This window comes from Micromonospora xinjiangensis, assembly GCF_056150165.1.
The window spans coordinates 699,948-720,108 of sequence record NZ_JAXCFO010000002.1; the positions used below are offsets into that span (position 1 = coordinate 699,948).

A 20,161-nucleotide genomic window follows, 5' to 3' on the forward strand; every position below is an offset into this window, starting at 1 on the left:
GGGCAGATCAGTCAACTTTCCGACCCACGATTGCATACCGAGTATGTAATACTGACGCCCGTCAATGTCTTACCTCGGTTACGACGCTCCACCAGGGAGGATCGGTTGCACCGAACCAGGAAATTGACCGCATCTGTACTCGGGCTCGCCCTCGTGCTCGCGGCGCCGGGGATCGCCGTGGCGGCGCCACCGGCCGCTGCGGGCGCGGCGACCGGCGCAGGCCGTGCCGCCACGACCGCTCACCCGACCACCGTCACCCTGCTCACGGGGGACGAGGTCACCGTCACCGCGACCGGGGGCGCCAGCGTGCGGCCCGGCCCCGGGCGCGAGCACGTACGCTTCCTGACTCGGCGGGATCGAGGCCAGCTCTCGGTCGTGCCGCACGACGCGCTGCCGTTGATCCGCGCGGGTCGCGTCGACCCGCGCCTCTTCGACGTCACCGCCCTCGTCGCGGCCGGCTACGACGACGCACGGCGGGCCGACCTTCCGGTGCTCCTGCGCCGGACGGCGGGGGCCGACCGGCGGGCCTCGGCGCCGCCGGGCGTCACGGTCACCCGCGACCTGCCCGCGATCGGCGGAGTGGCCGGCACGGCGGCCAAGCAACGCGCCGGCGAGATCTGGGCGGCGGTCACCGGCCGGCCCGGCGCCCGGATCGACGCGGCGGGGGGCGTCGACCGGATCTGGCTCGACGGCCGGCGGCGGATCACCCTCGACCACAGCGTGCCGCAGATCGGTGCGCCCGCCGCCCACCAGGCCGGCTACACCGGCCAGGGAGTCCGCGTCGCGGTGCTCGACACCGGCGTGGACACCGCCCACCCGGATCTGGCCGGCCGGGTGGCCGAGGCGCGGAACTTCACCGAGGAGCCCGCTCCGGGCGACACGGTGGGGCACGGCACCCACGTCGCCTCGATCATCGCGGGCAGCGGCGCCGCCTCCGGAGGCCGTTACCGTGGCGTCGCGCCGGACGCCACCCTGCTCTCCGGCAAGGTCTGCGAGACCAGCTTCTGCACCGAGTCGGCGATCCTCGCCGGCATGCAGTGGGCCGCCGTCGACCAGTCCGCGGATGTGGTGAACATGAGCCTCACGGGCGGGGACACACCGGAGACCGACCCGCTGGAGGAGGCCATCACCCGGCTCACCGCCGAGACCGGGGCGCTCTTCGTGGTGTCCGCCGGCAACGACGGCGGCTTCGCCCCGGTCGGCTCGCCCGGCACCGCCGACGCCGCGCTCTCCGTGGGCGCGGTGGACCGTGAGGACGAGCTCGCGGACTTCTCCAGCCGGGGGCCCCGGGTGGGTGACGACGCCATCAAGCCGGACCTCACGGCGCCCGGCGTGGACATCGTCGCCGCCCGCGCCGCGGACGGCTCCATCGGTGACCCGGTCGGCGAGGGTTACGTCGCGCTCTCCGGCACCTCGATGGCCGCGCCGCACGTCACCGGTGCGGTGGCGCTCCTCGCCCAGCAGCACAGCGGCTGGACGGCCGGCCAGCTCAAGGCGACGCTGATGGCCTCGGCGAAGCCACACCCGCAGCGGACCGCGTACGAGCAGGGTGCCGGGCGGGTCGACGTGGCCCGGGCCATCGGGCAGACGGTCACCAGCGACCCGGCGAGCGTCTCGTTCGGACGGGCGCTCTGGCCGCACCACGACGACACCCCGATCAGCCGGCAGGTGACCTGGCGCAACGACGGCGAGTCGCCGCTCACCCTCGACCTCACGCTCGACGTCACGGGTCCGGACGGCGCACCCGCGCCGAGCGGGATGTTCACCCTGAGCGCCGGCCAGGCGACCGTGCCGGCCGGCGGTACGGCATCCGTCACGGTCACCGTCGACACCCGGGTCGGCGACACCGACGGGCACTACACCGGGCGGATCGTCGCCCGCGCCGGCGACACGGTCGCGGTCACCCCGGTGGCCGTGCACCGGGAGGTGGAGAGCTACACGCTGACCGTCCGGCACCTGGACGACACGGGTGCGGCGTCGGCCAGCCACAGCACCACGCTCGTCAGCCTGGCGGACACCAGCAGCCACAGCCTGTACGACCCGGACGGCACCGCCCAGCTCCGGGTGCCGAAGGGGCGCTACGCCCTGGTCAGCTACCTGTTCAGCGGCGGCGAGCAGGATTCCCGTGCCGCGCTGCTCGCCCGCCCCGAACTGGTGCTCGACCGGGACACGGAGCTCACCGTCGACGCCCGGCGGGGGAAGCCGGTGAGCACCACGGTGCCGGACCGGAAGGCCACCCCACAGTTGGTCGACATCGCGGCGAACGTCCTCGCCGTCGACGGCAGTTCGTACGGCTTCGGCCTCCTCGGGTTCGACTTCACCGGGCTCGCCAGCGGCCAGATCGGCCCGGACGGGGCGGCGGAGCGCTTCTTCGGCACGGTGAGCAGCCAGTGGGCGGACGGCGAGGCGGCCAGCAGCCCCTACCTCTACGCGCTCAGCGAGGGGTTCCCCGGCCGGATGCCGACCGGCTTCGACCGGCACTACCGCGCCCGCGACCTGGTCACCGTCACCCAGCGGTTCCGCGGCGGCTACCCGGGGCTCGACGCGGAGCGGGCGGTCTTCTCGGAGGTCGGGCCGGGTGTGGGCGGCTGGGCCGTGGTGCTGCCGACGGCGGTGCCGGGGCAGCGCGTCGAGCACTACAACACCCGAGGCGTGCGGTGGACCTCGGAGCTGACCTTCGGTGTGCGCGGCGAGGACGGCTGGCTCGAACCGCGGGCCGTGCTGTCCAGCGACCCCCGGTCCTACCGGGCCGGGCAGCACCTGCGGGAGGACTGGAACACGGCGCCGTACGGGCCGTCCTTCCCGGCGCCGCGCTGGCCGGGCCAGGGCGTCACCCGTCAGGGCGACGTGATCCAGGTCGACGTGCCGCTGCACAGCGACGCCAACGCTCACGCCGGCGGGTCGCTCCCGGACAGCGCCCGGACCGCCCTCTACCGCGACGGCAGGCTGGTGGGGGAGAGCGCCGACCCGGGCTTCGGCCAGTTCGAGGTGCCGGCGGGCGCCGCGGGCTACCGGCTGGAGACGGTGACGAGGCGGAGCTTCACCGACCTGAGCACCGAGGTCGGCGCGGCCTGGACGTTCCGCTCCCGGCACGTCCCCGGCGACGGGTTCGCCCCGCTGCCCGCCATGGCCGTCCGCTTCGCGCCACCGCTGGACGCCACCAACACCGCGCCGGCCGGGCGGAGCTTCGCCGTCCCGGTCATGGTCGAGCGGCAGCCGGGGGCACCCTCGGCCCGGGTCGCGGCGCTCACCGTCGAGATCTCCTACGACGCCGGGAAGACCTGGCAGCGGGCCCGGGTCACCAGGGCGCACGACGGCTGGACGGCGCTCGTCCGGCACCCCGCCGGCTCCGGCCACGCGTCGCTGCGGGCGACCGCGCGGGACACCGCCGGCAACACGGTGACCCAGCACATCATCCAGGCGTACCGGCTGCGCTGAGGTGACGCTCCTCCGGGTCCGCGGCCGGCGGACCCGGAGGAGCGGCCGCCTCAGTCGTTCGCGTGCAGCGCGGCGTTCAGCTCGATGCCCCGGCCGGAGCGCTGCTTCGCCTCAAGCGCGCCGGTGACCGAGTTGCGCCAGAAGAGCAGGCCGTTCACGCCGGAGAGCTCACGGGCCTTGACGACCCGGCCGTCCGGCAGCGTGATCTTCGACGCGGCCGTGATGTAGCAGCCGGCCTCGACCACGCAGTCGTCGCCGAGCGAGATGCCGACACCGGCGTTCGCGCCGATGAGGCTCCGCTCACCGATGCGGACCTTCTCGGTGCCGCCGCCCGACAGGGTGCCCATGATGGAGGCGCCGCCGCCGATGTCGGAGCCGTCACCGACCACGACGCCCTGCACGATCCGCCCCTCGACCATCGAGGTGCCGAGCGTGCCGGCGTTGAAGTTCACGAAGCCCTCGTGCATCACCGTCGTCCCGGAGGCCAGGTGCGCGCCGAGGCGGACCCGGTCGGCGTCGGCGAGGCGTACGCCGGAGGGGACCACGTAGTCGGTCATCCGGGGGAACTTGTCCACCCCGTACACCGAGAGGTGCCGCCCCGCGGCCCGCTCGATGACCCGCAGCTCGTCCACCCGCTCCGGCGGGCACGGCCCGGCCGAGGTCCAGGCCACGTTCGCCAGCTTGCCGAAGATGCCGTCGAGGTTGACCTCGTTGGGCCGCACCAGGCGGTGGGAGAGCAGGTGTAGCCGGAGGTACGCGTCCGGAGCGTCCTTGATCGGGTCGTCGAGCGAGCCGATCACGGTGACCACCTCGACCGTACGCAGACCGGGCAGCGCCCGCTCGCCGACCGCCGACGGCGGCAGGTCGAGCACGTCCGCCTTCTCCTCGCCGGGCACCAGCGGAAGCTCGCCGAGCCCCAGCTTCCCGGTCGGGTACCAGGTGTCGAGCACCTGGTCGTCGGCGGTGACCGTGGCCAGGCCGATACCCCAGGCGGATTGCGCGGACGTCACTGATTCACCTCTCGTTCGCCGGTCGCGGGGGGTGCAAGCTCGCTGGACGCCCGCACCGGCTCTGACGGTACCGTGCGATTCATGGAGAACCCGCTGACCCCCGAGGTCCTCGCCGATCCGGTGGCGTTGACCCGCGCCCTCGTCGACATCGAGTCCGTCTCCCTCAACGAGAAGGCGATCGCCGACTGCGTCGAGGAGGTGCTGCGGGGTGTGCCGCACCTGACCACCCACCGGTACGGCAACACGGTGATGGCGCGTACCGACCTGGGGCGGGCACAGCGGGTGGTGCTCGCCGGCCACCTCGACACGGTGCCGCTGAACAACAACTTCCCGTCGACGATGCGCGGCGACCTCATGTACGGCTGCGGCACCTCGGACATGAAGTCCGGTGTCGCGTTCGCACTGCACCTGGCGGTGACCCTGCCCGACCCGCGCTACGACGTCACGTACTTCTTCTACGAGGCGGAGGAGATCGAGTCGAAGTACAACGGGCTGCACCTGATCGGCGAGGCGCACCCGGAGTGGCTCCAGGCGGACTTCGCGGTGCTGCTGGAGCCGACGTACGGGATCGTCGAGGCCGGCTGCCAGGGCACGATGCGGGCGATCGTCACCACCCACGGCGAGCGCGCCCACGCGGCCCGGTCCTGGCACGGGGTGAACGCCATCCACGGGGCCGCCGAGGTGCTGCGCCGCCTCACCACGTACGAGGCGCGCCGGGTGACGATCGACGGCTGCGACTTCCGGGAGGGGCTGAACGCCGTCCGTATCGTCGGCGGGGTGGCCGGCAACGTGATCCCGGACCGCTGCGAGATCGAAATCAACTACCGGTACGCCCCGGACCGTGACCCGGCGGCGGCCGAGGCGCACCTGCGGGAGGTCTTCGCCGGCTTCGACCTGGTGGTGACCGACGCGGCGGCCGGCGCCCTGCCCGGGCTGGAGGCGCCCGCGGCGAGGGAGTTCGTGGCGGCGGTCGGCGCCGCGCCGATCGGCAAGCTGGGCTGGACGGACGTGGCCCGGTTCGCGGCGCTCGGCATCCCGGCGCTCAACTTCGGCCCCGGTGACCCGAACCTGGCCCACCACAAGGACGAGCACGTCGAGATCAGCAAGATCCGCGACGGGGCGGCCACCCTGCACCGTTGGCTGGCCCCCGCCTGAGCCCGTACGCGATCAGGAGGCTCGCGCGGCGCGAGCCTCCTGATCGGTCCCGGCCACGGCCGGGTGGCTCAGAGCGGGGCGGTGAGGGACGGGTCCGTGCTCTGCCGGCTCTCGGCGGCGTCGACGGTCGACTCGCCGCCGACCGGCTCCATCTGGCGGGCGCGGCGGCGCTCGGCCACCACGTCGCGGATCCGCCGCTGCATCTGACGACGGATCCGGATCATCTCGCTGTTGCTGATCACGCTGGCTCCTCCCCCGAAGGCGCGCGCCGGGGCATACCCGGTATGTGAATAGTAAGACGCGCGGGCGACAGAATTAGTTGCCCAAGATCTCGAACTAATTCGCCGCGTTCTCGCCCCGCGCACCGGGCCGGTGCTGCTCCACTACGGTTGCTTGCATGAGTCAGAGCAACGGGCGGGAGGCGGGCCGGCGGTCCGGGCAGGAGCGGCACCGGGGCGCGGTGACCCTGCGTCGCCAGGCGATCCCGAGCAGCACGGCCGACCAGCGGTTGCTCGACTCCCGGGGGCGTGACGACTGGAAGACCAAGGACGCCTGGCGGGCGCTGCGGATCCTCTCGGAGTTCGTCGAGGGGTTCGACACGCTCGCCGACCTGCCCCCGGCGGTCAGCGTCTTCGGCTCCGCCCGCAGCGTGCCGGACAGCGTCGAGTGCCGGATGGCCGAGGAGCTGGGCGGCGCCCTCGCCCGCGCCGGCTACGCCGTGATCACCGGAGGCGGTCCCGGCGTGATGGAGGCCGCCAACCGGGGCGCCAGCGAGGCCGGTGGCCTGTCCGTGGGGCTCGGCATCGAGCTCCCGTTCGAGCAGGGCATCAACGACTGGGTCGACCTCGCCATCGATTTCCGCTACTTCTTCGCCCGCAAGACCATGTTCGTCAAGTACGCGCAGGCGTTCGTGGTGCTTCCCGGCGGTTTCGGCACCATGGACGAGTTGTTCGAGGCGCTCACGCTGGTGCAGACCGGCAAGGTCACCCGGTTCCCGGTGGTGCTCATGGGCACGGACTACTGGCGCGGGCTGATCGACTGGCTGCGCGACACGATGGCCGCCGGCGGAAAGATCGGGCCGGTCGACCTGGACCTGATCTGCCTCACCGACGACGTCGGGGCGGCCGTCCGGCACATCGTCGAGGCCGAGGCGGCGCTCTCCGCCGAGCAGGAGGCGGTCCGCGAGGAGGCGCTCGCCCGGACGGCGTCGGACCAGCGGGAAGCCGCCGAGGCCGCCGACCAGCGGGACGCCGGCACCGGCGAGGAGGACTGACCGGTGGCGGCCATCTGCGTCTTCTGCGCCTCCTCCCGCACCCTCGATCAGCGCTGGCTCGACCTGGCGGCCGAGACCGGCGCGGAGATCGCCCGGCGCGGTCACACGCTCGTCAGCGGGGGCGGCTGCGTCGGGATGATGGGCGCGCTCGCCGACGGCGCCCGGGCGGCCGGCGGCCCGACGGTGGGGGTGATCCCCCAGGCGCTGGTCGACCTGGAGGTCGCCGACCTCAGCTCGGACGAGTTGCTGATCACCGACTCGATGGCCAGCCGAAAGACGCTGATGATCGACAAGTCGGACGCGTTCCTCACCCTGCCCGGCGGGCTCGGCACGTTGGACGAGCTCTTCGAGGTCTGGACGACCGCGACCCTCGCCCTGCACGCCAAGCCGATGGTGCTCGTGGACTCCGACGGCTTCTACCGGCCGCTGCTGGACTGGCTGACCGCGCTCACCGACCAGCACTTCCTCAAGCCGGCCGGCCTCGGCCTGCTCACCGTGGTCGACTCCGTACCGGCCGCCCTGGACGCCCTGGAGTCCCACCTGACCTGACCACCCGCCCCTGCCACCCCGTCTTGGCTCACGAAGGGGGTCGCCGTCGACGCCGGCGTGTCGCGCTGACAAGCCGATGACCGACGGAGTAGAGGCAGGTGGGGTGGGCCGGGGCTGGTGTCGTACGGGCGTGGTGGGATGAGCTGATGCACGCGTACCGGTTGGTGCGTCGGCCCGCAGGGCCGACCCAGGGGTCCGGGCGGCCCGTGGGGCCGACCCAGGGGTCCGGGCGGCCCGTGGGGCCGACCCAGGGGTCCGGGCGGCCCGTGGGGCCGACCCAGGGGCCCGGGTGGCCCGTGGGGCCGACCGGCGGGCGCGGCCGTCCGGTGGCCGACGGTTCTGCGCGGCCCGAGGAGTCGTCCGACGCGCCCGGGCGCGGCACGGAGCCCGCCCGCGAGGCGGATTTGCCCGCGGCGGCGGCCGGCGGGAGCGGCACCGACCACTGGCGGGTCGACCCCGTGCAGGCCGAGGTGATCGGGCACACCGACGGGCCGATGCTGGTCCTGGGCGGCCCGGGCACCGGCAAGACCAGCACCCTCGTCGAGGCGGTCGCCGCGCGGGTGGCCGAGGGGGTCGACCCGGAGCGGGTGCTGGTGCTCACCTTCAGCCGCCGGGGCGCCACCGCACTGCGCCACCGGATCGAGGCCCGGGTGGCCCGCGACGGGCACCGGGTGCTCCGTGAGCCGCTGGTCCGCACCTTCCCGGCGTACGCCTTCGGGCTGCTCCGCCGGGCCGCCGCCGAGCGGGGTGAGCCGTCGCCCCGGCTGCTCACCGGTCCGGAGCAGGATCTGATCATCCGTGAGCTGCTGGACGTGGTCGGCGAGGAGCCGGAGGACGACCCGGTCGGCTGGCCGGAGGACCTGCGGCCCGCGCTGCGCACCCGGGCCTTCGCCGCCCAGCTGCGAGACCTGTTGATGCGTGCCGCCGAGCGCGGGGTGGGCCCGGTCGAGCTGGCCCGCCTCGGCGAGAAGCTGGGCCGGGCCGACTGGCCGGCCGCCGCGCGCTTCCTCTGGGAGTACGTGGCGGTCCTGGCGCTGCGCGACGTGAGCAACCGGGGCTCGATCGCGTACGACCCGGCCGAGCTGGTCCGGGCCGCCACCGGGCTGCTGCGCGACGACGAGGACCTGCTCGCCGCCGAGCGGCGCCGGCTGGCCTACGTCTACGTCGACGAGCTGGCCGACACCGACCCGGCGCAGCTCGACCTGCTGTCGGTGGTGGCCGGTGGCGGCAAGTCCCTGATCGCCTTCGCCGACCCGGATTCCTCCACGTACGCCTTCCGCGGCGCCGACCCGGCCGGGGTGACCACCTTCCCGCACCGGTTCCGCACGGCCTCCGGCGCTCCGGCCGCGCAGGTCCTCCTCACCACCTCCTACCGGGCCGGTCCACGCCTGCTCGCCGCGACCGGACGGGTGGCCCGGCGGCTGCGCGGCCCCGCGGCGCATCGGCGGCTGCGGCCGTTGCCCGACGCGCCGCCCGGGGCCGTGGAGGTGCACACCTTCCGGTCGGCGACCAGCGAGGCGGCGTGGCTCGCGCACACGCTGCGCGCGGCGCACCTGCTCGACGGGGTGCCCTGGTCGCGGATGGCGGTGCTGCTCCGGTCGACCGCACTCCAACTGCCCACCCTGCAACGGGCGCTGCACGCGGCCGGGGTGCCGACCGTGGTGCACGGCGAGGACCTGCCGCTGCACCTGCAACCGGCGGTCGCGCCGCTGCTCCTGCTGCTGCGCTGCGCCCTGGAGCCGGAGCGGCTCGACGAGGAGGCGGCCGTGGCGCTGCTGCACTCGCCGCTCGGCGGCGCCGACCCGCTGGCCGAGCGGCGACTGCGGCAGGGGCTGCGGGCACTGGCCCTCGCGGCCGGTGACCGTCGTCCCTCCGGTGAGCTGCTCGTCGAGGCACTGCGCGACCCGGCCGAGCTGGCGGCCATCGACCGGCGCTGGGCGGAGCCCGCCCAGACGGTGGCCCGGTTGCTGGCCACCGCCCGCGAGGCGGCGGCCCGGCCCGCAGCGACGGCCGAAACCGTGCTGTGGGCCGTCTGGCAGGCCAGCGGCCTCGCCGAGCGCTGGGCCGGGGCGACCACCCGCGGCCGGGCGGTGGCCGGCGAGGGCGACGTGGCGCGGCGTCGCCGGGCCGGGGCCGCCGACCGCGACCTCGACGCGGTGATGGTGCTGTTCGACGCGGCGGCCCGGTTCACCGACCGGCTGCCCGGCGCCCGCACCGAGGTCTTCCTCGACCACGTGCTCGGGCAGGAGCTGCCGGCCGACACCCTCGCGCCGACCGCCGACCGCGGCGACGCCGTCCGGCTGTTGACGGCGCACGCCGCCAAGGGCCTGGAGTGGGACCTGGTCGCGGTGGCCGGGGTGCAGGAGGGCGTCTGGCCCGACCTGCGGCTGCGCGGCAGCCTGCTCGGCTCCGAACGGCTGGTCGACGTGCTCGCCGGCCGGGCCGTCGACGGCAGCGCGGTGGCCACCGTGGTCGGGCAGACCTCGGCCCTGCTCGACGAGGAACGCCGACTGTTCCACGTCGCCGTGACCCGGGCCCGGCACCGGCTGCTCGTCAGCGCCGTCGCCTCGTCGGCGGTGGGCGGCGACGACCACGAGGAGCAGCCGAGCCGGTTCCTGCACGAGCTCGGCCCCACCGACGCGGTCGGCGACGACCCGGCCCCACCCGGCCCGCGTCCCGCCCCACCCGACGGCCCGGACGGCGGTCCGGTCGACGGCGGTCCCGCCGACGGCGGACTCACCGACGGCGGACTCACCGACGGCGGTCCCGCCGACGGCAGCGCCCGTGACGGCGGGCCCGATGGTGGCCCCGACGGCGGCCGGCCCGACGGTGGTGCGGGCGGGCACGCCGGGGCCGGGCCGGCGCGTACCACCGTGCTGCCGCTCACCCGGCCGCCCCGGGCGCTCACCCTCCCGGCGCTCGTCGCGGAGCTGCGGACCGCGGTGGTCGACCCGGCCGTCCCGTACGCCCGCCGGCGCGCCGCGGCGGCCGAGCTGGCCCGGCTGGCCGCGGCGGGCGTCTCCGGCGCGCACCCGGACGAGTGGTGGGGCCTGCGCGGGCTCTCCGACGACCGACCGCTGGTCGACGAGGGGGAGCCCGTCCGGGTGACTCCCTCGGCCATGGAGAGCGCGCTGCGGTGCAGCCTGCGCTGGCTGCTGGAGCGGCACGGCGGAAGCGCGCCGGCCAGCACCGCCCAGGGGGTGGGCAACCTGGTGCACGCCGCCGCGATGCTCGCCGAGGACGCCAGCGCCGACCGGGGAGCGCTGCTCGACTACGTGGCCGCCCGGTTCGACGCGATCGAGCTGGCGGCCCGCTGGATGGCCGGCCCGGAACGGACGCGCGCCGAGGCGATGGTGGACAAGCTGCTGCGCTGGCTGGCGAGCAACCCGCGCCGACTGCTCGCCATCGAGCACGAGTTCGCCGTACGCCTGGACGACCCGCACCGCCCGGTGGAGCTGGTCGGTCGGGTGGACCGGTTGGAGGTCGACGCCGAGGGGCGGCTCGTGGTGGTCGACCTGAAGACCGGCAAGTCCACGGCGGTGACCGGCAGCGACCTGGCCGAGCATCCGCAGCTCGGCGCCTACCAGGCGGCCGTCGAGGCGGGAGCGTTCGCCGAGTTCGGCGAGGAGTCCGGCGGCGCCGCCCTGGTGCAGCTCGGCACCAGCGCCAAGGACGCGAAGGAGCAGGGCCAGGCGCCGCCCGGGGAGGGGCCGGAGGCCGGTTGGGCGACCGCCCTGGTGCGACGCACCGCCGATACGATGGCCGCCGCCACCTTCGCCGCGGTCGCCAACTCGAAGTGCCGGGTCTGTCCGGTGCGGACCAGCTGCCCGGTCTCCGGGCAGGGCCGCCAGGTCGTCGAGCCGCCGGCCGTCCGCCGCGAGGGCCGACCGGGAGGCGAGAAGTGAGCGCGGCGAACTGAGGTGACAGCGTGACCCAACCCGCCCTGTTCGGCGCCGCGGCGCCGGCGCCCCGGGTGGCCGACGCCGGGCCGCGGTACACCCCGTTCGAGCTGGCCCGGCTGCTCCGGCTCCCGGCGCCCACCCGGGAGCAGGCCGAGATCATCGCCGCGCCGGTGGAGCCGCTGCTGGTCGTCGCGGGCGCCGGCTCCGGCAAGACCGAGACGATGGCCGCCCGGGTGGTCTGGCTGGTGGCCAACTCGTACGTGCGCCCCGAGCAGGTGCTCGGGCTCACCTTCACCCGCAAGGCCGCCGGTGAGCTGGCGCACCGCGTACGCACCCGGCTCGACCAGCTCATCCGCCGGCTGGGCCGGCGGGAGCGGGACCCGCTCGACGACCCCCTCGCCGGTGAGCCGACGATCGCCACCTACCACTCGTACGCGGGGCGGATCGTCACCGAGCACGGCCTGCGGGCCGGCTACGAGCCGTCCACCCGGCTGCTCACCGAGGCGTCCCGTTGGCAGCTGGTCGACCTGCTGGTCCGCAACTACGACGGCGACATGTCCGCGGTGGACCGGATGCCGAGCACGGTCACCGACGCGGTGCTGGCGCTCGCCGGCGAGCTGGACGAGCACCTCGTCGACCCCGACGAGCTGGCCGCCTGGACGGGCCGGTTCTTCGCGGAGGTGCAGACGCACCCCGGCCGGGTCTACGCCGACGTGCGCAAGGCCCTCCAGCTCCAGCAGATCCGACTGAAGCTGCTGCCGCTGGTCCGCGCGTACGCCCGGCGCAAGGAGGACTTCGAGGCGATGGACTTCGCCGACCAGCTGGCCCGGGCCGCCCGCGTCGCCCGGGACCACCCAGGGGTCGGCGAGATCGAGCGGGACCGCTACCGGGTGGTGCTGCTCGACGAGTACCAGGACACGAGCCACGCCCAGGTGGTGCTGCTCACCGCGCTCTTCGGCGGCGGGCACCCGGTGACGGCGGTCGGTGACCCCTGCCAGTCGATCTACGGCTGGCGGGGCGCGTCGGCGGGCACGCTGGACCGTTTCCCCGGGGAGTTCGCCCGCCGCGACGGGACGCCGGCCCCCGCGCTCAGCCTCACCACCAGCTGGCGCAACCGCCCGGAGATCCTGGGGGTGGCGAACGCGCTGGCCACCCCGTTGCGGGCGGCGGGCGCCCGGGTGCCGGAGCTGCACGCCGCGCTCAGCGTGCGCGATCCGATCCCGCACCGGAGCCCGAGCGGTGCCGCGGGCGGCACCGTGCACTGTGCGCTGCTGGAGACGTACGCCGACGAGGCGGCGTGGATCGCGGAGAGCGTGCTGTCGGCGTGGCGTGGCGTGGCGCGGATGCCCGACGCGCTGCCCGAGCACATCCCGGTGGCGCAGCGACCGACGACGGCGGTGCTGGTCCGCGTCCGCAGTCAGATCCCGGCCATCGAGTCGGCGTTGCGCGAGCGGGGCCTGCCGGTCGAGGTGGTGGGCCTGGGCGGCCTGCTGGACACGCCGGAGGTGCGGGACGTGGTCTGCACCCTTCGCGTGCTGGCCGACCCGACCGACGGCGCGGCGCTGCTGCGGCTGCTCACCGGCGCGCGCTGGCGGATCGGGCCCCGCGACCTGGTGGCGCTGCACCGCCGCGCGAGGGCCATCGCGGCGGGTCGCCGCCAACTCGCGGGGGATGGCGGGCCGGAGATCGTTCCGGACCAGTTGGACGAGGCGACGCTCGTCGAGGCGCTGGCCGACCTGGGGCCGGCGCAGGCGTACTCGGCCGAGGGGTACGCCCGGCTGCGCGCGTACGGCCGCGAGCTGGCCCTGCTCCGCTACCGCCTGGACCAGTCGCTCCCCGACCTGATCGCGGACGTCGAGCGGACCATCGGCCTGGACGTGGAGGTGGCGGTGCGCGCCGGCCGGGACGGCGCGGGCGACGCGGGGCTGGCCCGCGGTCACCTGGACGCGCTCGGTGATGTCGCGGCCCGGTTCAGCGGGGAGACGCCGGGGGCCACGCTCTCGGCGTTCCTGGCCTACCTCGCGGCCGCGGAGGACGAGGAGCGCGGGCTCACCCCCGGCGAGGTCGAGGTGGTGGAGGGCGCGGTGCAGGTGCTCACCGCGCACGCCGCGAAGGGCCTGGAGTGGGACGTGGTGGCGGTCGCCGGCCTCAGCCGGGGTGTCTGGCCGGGCCCGGTCCGCAACTCCGACCACTGGCTCGGCGGGTTGGGTGTGCTGCCGTTCCCGCTGCGCGGTGACGCCGACGGTCTTCCTCGGCTGGACCTCACGGAGGTGACCGACCAGCGGGGGGTGGCCCGGGCCTTGACCGACTTCACCGACGAGTGGCGGGCGCACGACGAGCGGGAGGAGCGGCGGTTGGCGTACGTCGCCGTCACCCGCCCGCGCCGGCTGCTGCTCTGCTCCGGTTACTGGTGGGGCGAGGGGACGAAGCGGCCACGCGGGCCGTCGGTGTTCCTTCAGGAGGTGCAGGACGCCTGCCTGGACGGCGGGCCGGGGCACCTGGTCGACGCCTGGACTCCCGAACCGGCGCCCGACGCGGTCAACCCGACCACGGAGGTCGTGCTCCGGGCCGAGTGGCCGGCGGACCCGCTCGGCCCGCGCCGGCCGGCGCTGGCCGAGGCCGCCGCGCTGGTCCGCCGGTTCCTCACCGAGGGACCGGCCGCCTCCTCGGAGGTGCCGGAGGGCGCGGGGGACGAGCCGCGCGAGGGGCGGGACGGGCCGGATCCGCTGGCGGACGATCCGGAGGTGGCGCGGTGGCGGCGGGAGGCCGACCTGCTGCTGGCCGAGCGGGCCGAGCTGACCCGTGCGTCCGGGCTGGTCGAGGTGCCGCTGCCCGGCCAGCTGACGGTCACCCAGTTGGTGGCGTTGCGGCGCGACCCGGCCGCGTTGGCCCGTACGCTGCGCCGGCCGATGCCCAGCGAGCCCAACCCGTACGCCCGCCGGGGCACCGCGTTCCACACCTGGCTGGAGCAGCGGTTCGGCGCCGACCGGCTGCTCGACCTCGACGAGCTGCCCGGCGCGGCCGACGCGGACGCCGCACCGGACGAGGCCCTCGCCGAGTTGCAGGAGCGCTTCCTCGCCAGCGAGTGGGCCGACCGGGTGCCGATCGAGGTGGAGGTGCCGTTCGCCACGGTCATCGCCGGCGTGGTGGTGCGGGGCCGGATGGACGCCGTCTTCAGCCGCCCGGGCGGGCGGTTCGACGTGGTGGACTGGAAGACCGGGGCGCAGCCGACGGGCGCGGCGGCGGAGGCGGCCGCGGTGCAGCTCGCCGTCTACCGGCTGGCCTGGGCGGAGCTGGCCGGGGTGCCGGTCGAGCGGGTGGGCGCGGCGTTCCACTACGTGCGCGACGGCGCGACGGTGCGGCCGGCGGACCTGCTCGATGTGGCCGGCCTGACCGCGCTGATAACCGCCGTGCCGGTCGGCGCGTGACGACGCGCGCCGTACGGCGATCCGTGATACCTTCGTTTCGTTGCAGTTTTGGTTACCAGAGACTCTGTGTGCGCCTGGTGGATCGTTGCCCCAGGCGCACTTTGTTGTGTCCGGAGTTCTCCGGGCGGGGCGACCAGCAGCGACAGGTGCTCGACGCGTTCCGGCGTGGAGCACTCCTTTCGGCCCGCAGCAGGTGCGGTCCGACGTTCCGTCAAGGAGACGAACAATGGCAATTGGCACGGTCAAGTGGTTCAACGCTGACAAGGGCTTCGGCTTCATCACCCCGGACGACGGCGGCGCTGACGTCTTCGCCCACTTCTCGGCGATCCAGAGCTCCGGCTACCGGTCCCTGGACGAGAACCAGCGGGTCGAGTTCGAGGTGACCCAGGGCCAGAAGGGCCCGCAGGCGGCCAACATCCGCCCGCTCTGAGCAATCGGTAACACCGCACCATCCACGGCGCCCGCCGGGCTGCTGTGACGGTGGCCGGCTCGTCGCGTCACGCGGCGGGCCGGCCCCCGTACCCCATTCGGTTCGTGCTTGCGATCACGGGCGGCTCCGCCGCGCCGGTGACAGCGCCACCCGGCGCCCTCCTCGACACGTTCCGCCTCGTGGAGGGCTTCCTTTGACCACCGTCGTTCCGTCGTTCGCCGCCACCGGCCTCGCTTCCGCTCTGGTCGCGGCCCTGTCGGCACAGGGCATCACCGAGCCGTTCCCCATCCAGTCCGCCACGCTCGCCGACTCGCTCGCCGGGCGCGACGTGCTCGGTCGGGGTCGCACCGGTTCCGGCAAGACCCTCGCGTTCGCGCTTCCGTTGCTGCACCGCACCGCCGGTCAGCGGGCCCGCCCGGGCCGCCCGCTGGCGCTGGTGCTGGCGCCCACCCGTGAGCTGGCTCAGCAGATCACCACCGCACTCGCGCCGTACGCCCGGGCGGTGGGGCTGCGGGCCGCCGCCGTGGTGGGGGGCCTGTCGTTGCAGCGGCAGGCCGACGCGCTGCGCTCCGGGGTCGAGGTGCTCGTGGCGACGCCCGGCCGCCTGCACGACCTGATCAACCGCGGTGACGTCCGGCTCGACCAGGTGCGGACGACCGTACTCGACGAGGCCGACCAGATGGCAGACATGGGTTTCCTGCCGCAGGTCACGAAGCTGTTGGAGCAGGTCGCCCCGGGCGGGCAGCGGATGCTCTTCTCCGCCACGCTGGATGGCGGCGTGGATCGGCTGGTCCGTCGGTTCCTGAGCGACCCGGTGTCGCACTCGGTCGACCCGGGCACCGCCACCGTCACCGCGATGACCCATCACGTGCTGCACGTCGACCCGGCCGACAAGCCGGCCGCACTCGTCCGGATCGCCGCCCGCGAGGGGCGCACCATCCTGTTCCTCGGCACCAAGCACCGGGCCGACCGGATCGCCCGCCAGCTGCTGGCCCGGGGCATCCGTGCCGCCGCTCTGCACGGCGGCAAGTCGCAGCCCCAGCGCACCCGGATCCTGGAGCAGTTCCGCACCGGGCAGGTGACGGCGCTGGTCGCCACCGACGTCGCTGCCCGCGGCATCCACGTCGACGGGCTCGACCTGGTGGTGAACGTCGACCCACCCGCCGAGGCGAAGGACTACCTGCACCGCGGCGGCCGTACCGCCCGCGCCGGTCAGCCCGGCCGGGTGGTCACCCTGGTCCTGCCCGAGCAGCGCCGGGACGTCTCCCGCCTGATGGCCGCGGCCGGCATCCGTCCCCAGGCCGTCGAGGTACGCACCGACGACGCGGCACTGGTCCGGCTGACCGGTGCACGGGAGCCGTCCGGCGTGCCGGTGACGCTCGCGCCGGCGGCGGCGACGGGCCGACCAGGCTCCGGCCGTAACGGCGTCGCGGCGACCGGCCGGAGGCAGGGGGGCGGCCCGTCGCATCCGACCTCCGGCCGGCCCCGCCGCCCGCGCCGTCCGCGGCAGGCCTGACCCGTCCCTCCCTCGCGGCGGGCCGGTAGCCGCCCCCGTCCGGGGGCCGATGCCGCGGCGGGCCCCGCGCGAGGGGCGCGCGCTCGGCACCGTGCCGCGGTCGACCGGCGGCGCGGACCGGGCTGAGTCGGCAATCAGCAGCCGATGCGTCGGGTGGCCGACTGCGCCGCGCTGCCGGCGTGACGAAGCTCCTCCTCAGGGGGACGGCGCCGGGCGGGGGGCCCGGCGCGGGAGGAGTGACCATGGTGGGCGGTGCGGGCGCGAGCGCGCGCCGCGAGCTGCTCCTGGTGCTCGCGGTCGCGGGCGTCGGGCTCCTGCTCGCCACGATCGCGGCCTTCACGCCCTGGCACGCCACCGCCGGATCCGCTCCCGCCGGCCTGGTGGAGCTGCGCGTCCCGGACGATCCGGGTTCCGCCCAGGACGGCTCGCCGGCCGGCTGACCGGTCACGGGCCGCCGTACGGGATCCCATGAGGGGTGGGCCCGCACGGGGGGCGGCGCGCGGCGTGGTCGGGCCGGCGGGGCACCGGCCCGACCACGCTCGCGGTGGCCCGCGTCGAGCGCCGCCGGGGGCACCGCGCTGGTGGGCAAGTACGCGGAGGTCGCGGCCCGCATCGACGAGTACGCCGCGCTCGGCGTCGACGAGTTCGTGCTCACCGGGTGGCCGCACCGGGAGGAGGCCGAGCGGGTCGGCGCCGCGGTGCTGCCCCTGGTGGACCCCACCGTCGCGGTGGCTGCGCCCGGGTCGGCGGTGGCGGAGGTGCCGACGCGCTAGGGTCGATCCCGTGGCGGCGCGGAGATCGAGAATTCCAGCGACGAGATATCCGGTCGAGCGGTTCACCCTCGACAACGGCCTGCGGGTGGTCCTCACGCCCGACCGCAGCGCCCCGGTCATCGGGGTGGCGGTGGTCTACGACGTCGGCATCCGCTCCGAACCGGAGGGGCGCACGGGCTTCGCCCACCTCTTCGAGCACCTCATGTTCCAGGGCTCGGAGAACCTGGAGAAGCTGGCCCACTTCCGGCACGTGCAGGGCGCGGGTGGCACCTTCAACGGCTCGACCCACCTCGACTACACCGACTACTTCGAGACGTTGCCGGCCAACGCGCTGGAGCGCGCGCTCTTCCTGGAGGCCGACCGGATGCGCGGCCCTCGGCTGACCGAGGAGAACCTGCGTAACCAGGTGGACGTGGTCAAGGAGGAGATCCGGGTCAACGTGCTCAACCGGCCGTACGGCGGCTTCCCCTGGCTGACCCTGCCGCCGGTCATGTTCGACACGTTCCCCAACGCGCACGACGGCTACGGCTCCTTCGACGACCTGGAGTCGGCCACCGTCGCCGACGCGGCCGACTTCTTCCGGCGCTACTACGCGAGCGGCAACGCGGTGCTGGCGGTGAGTGGCGACATCGACGTGGCCGAGGCGACGGCTCTGATCGAGCGGCACTTCGGCGACGTGCCGGCCCGGCCCGCGCCCGAGCGCCCCGACTTCACCGAGCCCGACCTGGCCGCCGAGCGGCGCACCTCGTACACCGACAAGCTGGCCCCGCTGCCGGCCGTCGCCAGCGCCTGGCGGGTGCCCGACCCGATCACCGACTTCACCGGCTACCTGCCGTACGTCGTGCTGGCCGAGGTGCTCACCGACGGGGACGCCTCGCGCCTGGTGGAGCGGCTGGTGCAGCGCGACCGGTCGGTCACCAGCGTGGGCGGCTACCTGGGCTTCATGGGCGACCCGTTCGACGTCCGCGACCCCACGGCGCTGCTGCTCCAGGCCCACCTGCCGCCCGGAGGCGACGTGGACAAGGTGCTGCGCACCGTGGACGAGGAGCTCGACCGGCTGGCCACCGACGGGTTGGGCGAGGGCGAACTGGCCCGCACCCAGGCCCGCATGGCCACCCACCTGCTGCGCGACACCGACGCGGTCCTCGGTCGCGCGCTGCGGATGGCGGTGCTGGAACAGCAACGCGGCGAGCCGGGCCTGCTCAACGACCTGCCCCGGTTGGTGGGCGAGGTCACCGACGAGCAGGTGCGGGCCGCCGCCGCCACCCTGCGGCCCGAGCGCCGCGCCACCATCGAGGTCATCGCGGGAGGTGCCCGGTGAGCACGAGCAGTGAACCGCTGGCCCCGCAGGCGCGCACCCTGCCGCCGCTCGGCCCGACCCGCAAGCTCAAGCTGCCGAAGCAGGCCGAGCGCACGCTGGGCAACGGCCTCACCGTGATCGCCGTACGCCGGCCCGCCGTGCCCCTGGTCGAGCTGCGGCTGTGGGTGCCGTTCGGGCGTACGCACCTGGCCCGCGGGGCGCTGCTGTCGCAGACCATCCTCTCCGGCACGGAGACCCACACCGCCACCCAGATCGCGGCCGAGCTGCAGAAGGTGGGTGGCGGGCTCTCCGCCGGAGTCGACCCGGACCGGCTCATGGTGTCCGGCGCGAGCCTCGTCACCGGTCTGGGCCGGATGCTGGAGCTGCTCGCCGACGTGCTCACCGGAGCCACCTACCCGGGTGACTGGGTGGAGACCGAGCGGGACCGCCTCGTCGACCGGATCCAGGTCGCCCAGAGCCAGCCCGCCCACCTGGCCCGTACGGCGCTGCTCAAGCGGATCTACGGCAAGCACCCGTACGCGGTGCAGACACCGGAACCCGACCAGGTCCGGGCGGTCCGGCCGCCGGTGCTGCGCCGCCTGCACGCCGAGCGGGTGCATCCGGCCGGCGCGGTCCTGGTCCTGGTGGGCGACGTCCACCCCGACCGCGCGCTGGACGCCGCCGAGGAGGCGCTGAGCGGCTGGAAGGGCGACGGGCACGTGGCGGAGCTGCCGCCGGCGCCACCGCTGGAGCCGGGCCCGCTGCTGCTGGTCGACCGGCCGGGGTCGGTGCAGTCGTCGCTGCGCGTCGCCCTGCCGGCGGTGCCGCGCACCCACCCCGACCACGCGGCGCTGCAACTGGCCAACCTGGTCTTCGGCGGCTACTTCTCCTCCCGGTGGGTGGAGAACATCCGCGAGGACAAGGGCTACACCTACGGCCCGCACTCCTTGATCGAGCACTCGGTGGCCGGGTCGGTGCTGGTCGCCGCCGCCGAGGTGGCGACCGAGGTGACCGGGCCGGCGCTGCTGGAGACGACGTACGAGCTGGGCCGGCTGGCGTCGCTCCCGCCGAAGGAGGAGGAGCTGGAACAGGCCCGCCAGTACGCGCTCGGCACGCTCCAGCTCGGCATGTCCACCCAGGCCGGCCTGGCCGCGCTGGTGAGCGCGTACGCCGGCAACGGCCTGCGGCTGGACTTCCTGGCCGAGCACGCGGCCCGGCTCGCGAAGGCCACCGTTGCGGACGTCGCCGAGGCGGCCGCCCGCTACCTCGCCCCGGCGAAGGCGGTCACCGTGGTGCTCGGCGACGCCGAGCGGATCGCCCCGTCGCTGGCCGCCCTCACCTCCGTCGAGACGGCATGAGCGAGCGCGACGGGCGAGCCGGCGCCGAC

The 20,161-nt window shown here is 75.0% G+C and carries 14 protein-coding genes; 12 read left to right on the forward strand and 2 right to left on the reverse strand.

The window, feature by feature from the left end; genetic code table 11:
- Positions 1-123 precede the first annotated feature (123 nt).
- The gene (locus tag SM573_RS10135) at positions 124-3,438 is read left to right on the forward strand and encodes a S8 family serine peptidase (protein ID WP_474615950.1); all 3,315 of its coding nucleotides are present in this window, start codon (positions 124-126) and stop codon (positions 3,436-3,438) included.
- Positions 3,439-3,488: 50 nt separating this feature from the next.
- Here SM573_RS10135 and dapD read toward each other — a convergent pair whose 3' ends face one another.
- A complete protein-coding gene (dapD, locus tag SM573_RS10140) occupies positions 3,489-4,448 on the reverse strand; it encodes a 2,3,4,5-tetrahydropyridine-2,6-dicarboxylate N-succinyltransferase (protein ID WP_474613656.1) in 960 nt (319 codons plus the stop codon).
- A gap of 81 nt (positions 4,449-4,529) precedes the next feature.
- Between dapD and dapE the strand changes: the two genes are divergently transcribed.
- Entirely contained in the window at positions 4,530-5,603 is a 1,074-nt protein-coding gene (gene dapE, locus SM573_RS10145) for a succinyl-diaminopimelate desuccinylase (protein ID WP_474615951.1), read from the forward strand.
- 68 nt (positions 5,604-5,671) lie between these two features.
- Here dapE and SM573_RS10150 read toward each other — a convergent pair whose 3' ends face one another.
- Positions 5,672-5,845 (reverse strand): hypothetical protein, encoded by a 174-nt coding sequence (locus SM573_RS10150; protein WP_474613658.1) that lies wholly within the window; start codon positions 5,843-5,845, stop codon positions 5,672-5,674.
- A gap of 155 nt (positions 5,846-6,000) precedes the next feature.
- On the opposite strand from SM573_RS10150, the gene SM573_RS10155 reads away from it, so the two are divergent.
- The 10 genes from SM573_RS10155 (at position 6,001) to SM573_RS10200 (ending at position 20,132) form a co-directional block, all read left to right on the forward strand.
- Entirely contained in the window at positions 6,001-6,876 is an 876-nt protein-coding gene (locus SM573_RS10155; RefSeq protein ID WP_474615952.1) for an LOG family protein, read from the forward strand.
- A gap of 3 nt (positions 6,877-6,879) precedes the next feature.
- Positions 6,880-7,425, forward strand: coding sequence for an LOG family protein (locus tag SM573_RS10160; RefSeq protein ID WP_474613660.1), 546 nt, complete (start codon positions 6,880-6,882; stop codon positions 7,423-7,425).
- Positions 7,426-7,919: 494 nt separating this feature from the next.
- Positions 7,920-11,330 (forward strand): ATP-dependent helicase, encoded by a 3,411-nt coding sequence (locus SM573_RS10165; RefSeq protein WP_474616059.1) that lies wholly within the window; start codon positions 7,920-7,922, stop codon positions 11,328-11,330.
- Positions 11,331-11,353: 23 nt separating this feature from the next.
- Positions 11,354-14,755 (forward strand): ATP-dependent helicase, encoded by a 3,402-nt coding sequence (locus SM573_RS10170; RefSeq protein ID WP_474615953.1) that lies wholly within the window; start codon positions 11,354-11,356, stop codon positions 14,753-14,755.
- 226 nt (positions 14,756-14,981) lie between these two features.
- Positions 14,982-15,185 (forward strand): transcription antiterminator/RNA stability regulator CspE, encoded by a 204-nt coding sequence (gene cspE, locus SM573_RS10175; RefSeq protein WP_076466503.1) that lies wholly within the window; start codon positions 14,982-14,984, stop codon positions 15,183-15,185.
- Positions 15,186-15,378: 193 nt separating this feature from the next.
- Positions 15,379-16,701 carry a DEAD/DEAH box helicase gene (locus SM573_RS10180; RefSeq protein ID WP_474613663.1) on the forward strand — a complete coding sequence of 441 codons (1,323 nt, stop codon included), beginning with the start codon at positions 15,379-15,381 and terminating at the stop codon, positions 16,699-16,701.
- Between the two features lie 242 nt (positions 16,702-16,943).
- Positions 16,944-17,141, forward strand: coding sequence for a hypothetical protein (locus tag SM573_RS10185; RefSeq protein ID WP_474613664.1), 198 nt, complete (start codon positions 16,944-16,946; stop codon positions 17,139-17,141).
- Between the two features lie 141 nt (positions 17,142-17,282).
- Positions 17,283-17,474 (forward strand): hypothetical protein, encoded by a 192-nt coding sequence (locus SM573_RS10190; RefSeq protein ID WP_474613665.1) that lies wholly within the window; start codon positions 17,283-17,285, stop codon positions 17,472-17,474.
- 10 nt (positions 17,475-17,484) lie between these two features.
- On the forward strand, positions 17,485-18,795 hold the full coding sequence (locus SM573_RS10195; protein WP_474613666.1) for a M16 family metallopeptidase: 1,311 nt from the start codon (positions 17,485-17,487) through the stop codon (positions 18,793-18,795).
- A gap of 17 nt (positions 18,796-18,812) precedes the next feature.
- Positions 18,813-20,132 (forward strand): M16 family metallopeptidase, encoded by a 1,320-nt coding sequence (locus SM573_RS10200; protein WP_474613822.1) that lies wholly within the window; start codon positions 18,813-18,815, stop codon positions 20,130-20,132.
- Positions 20,133-20,161 lie beyond the last annotated feature (29 nt).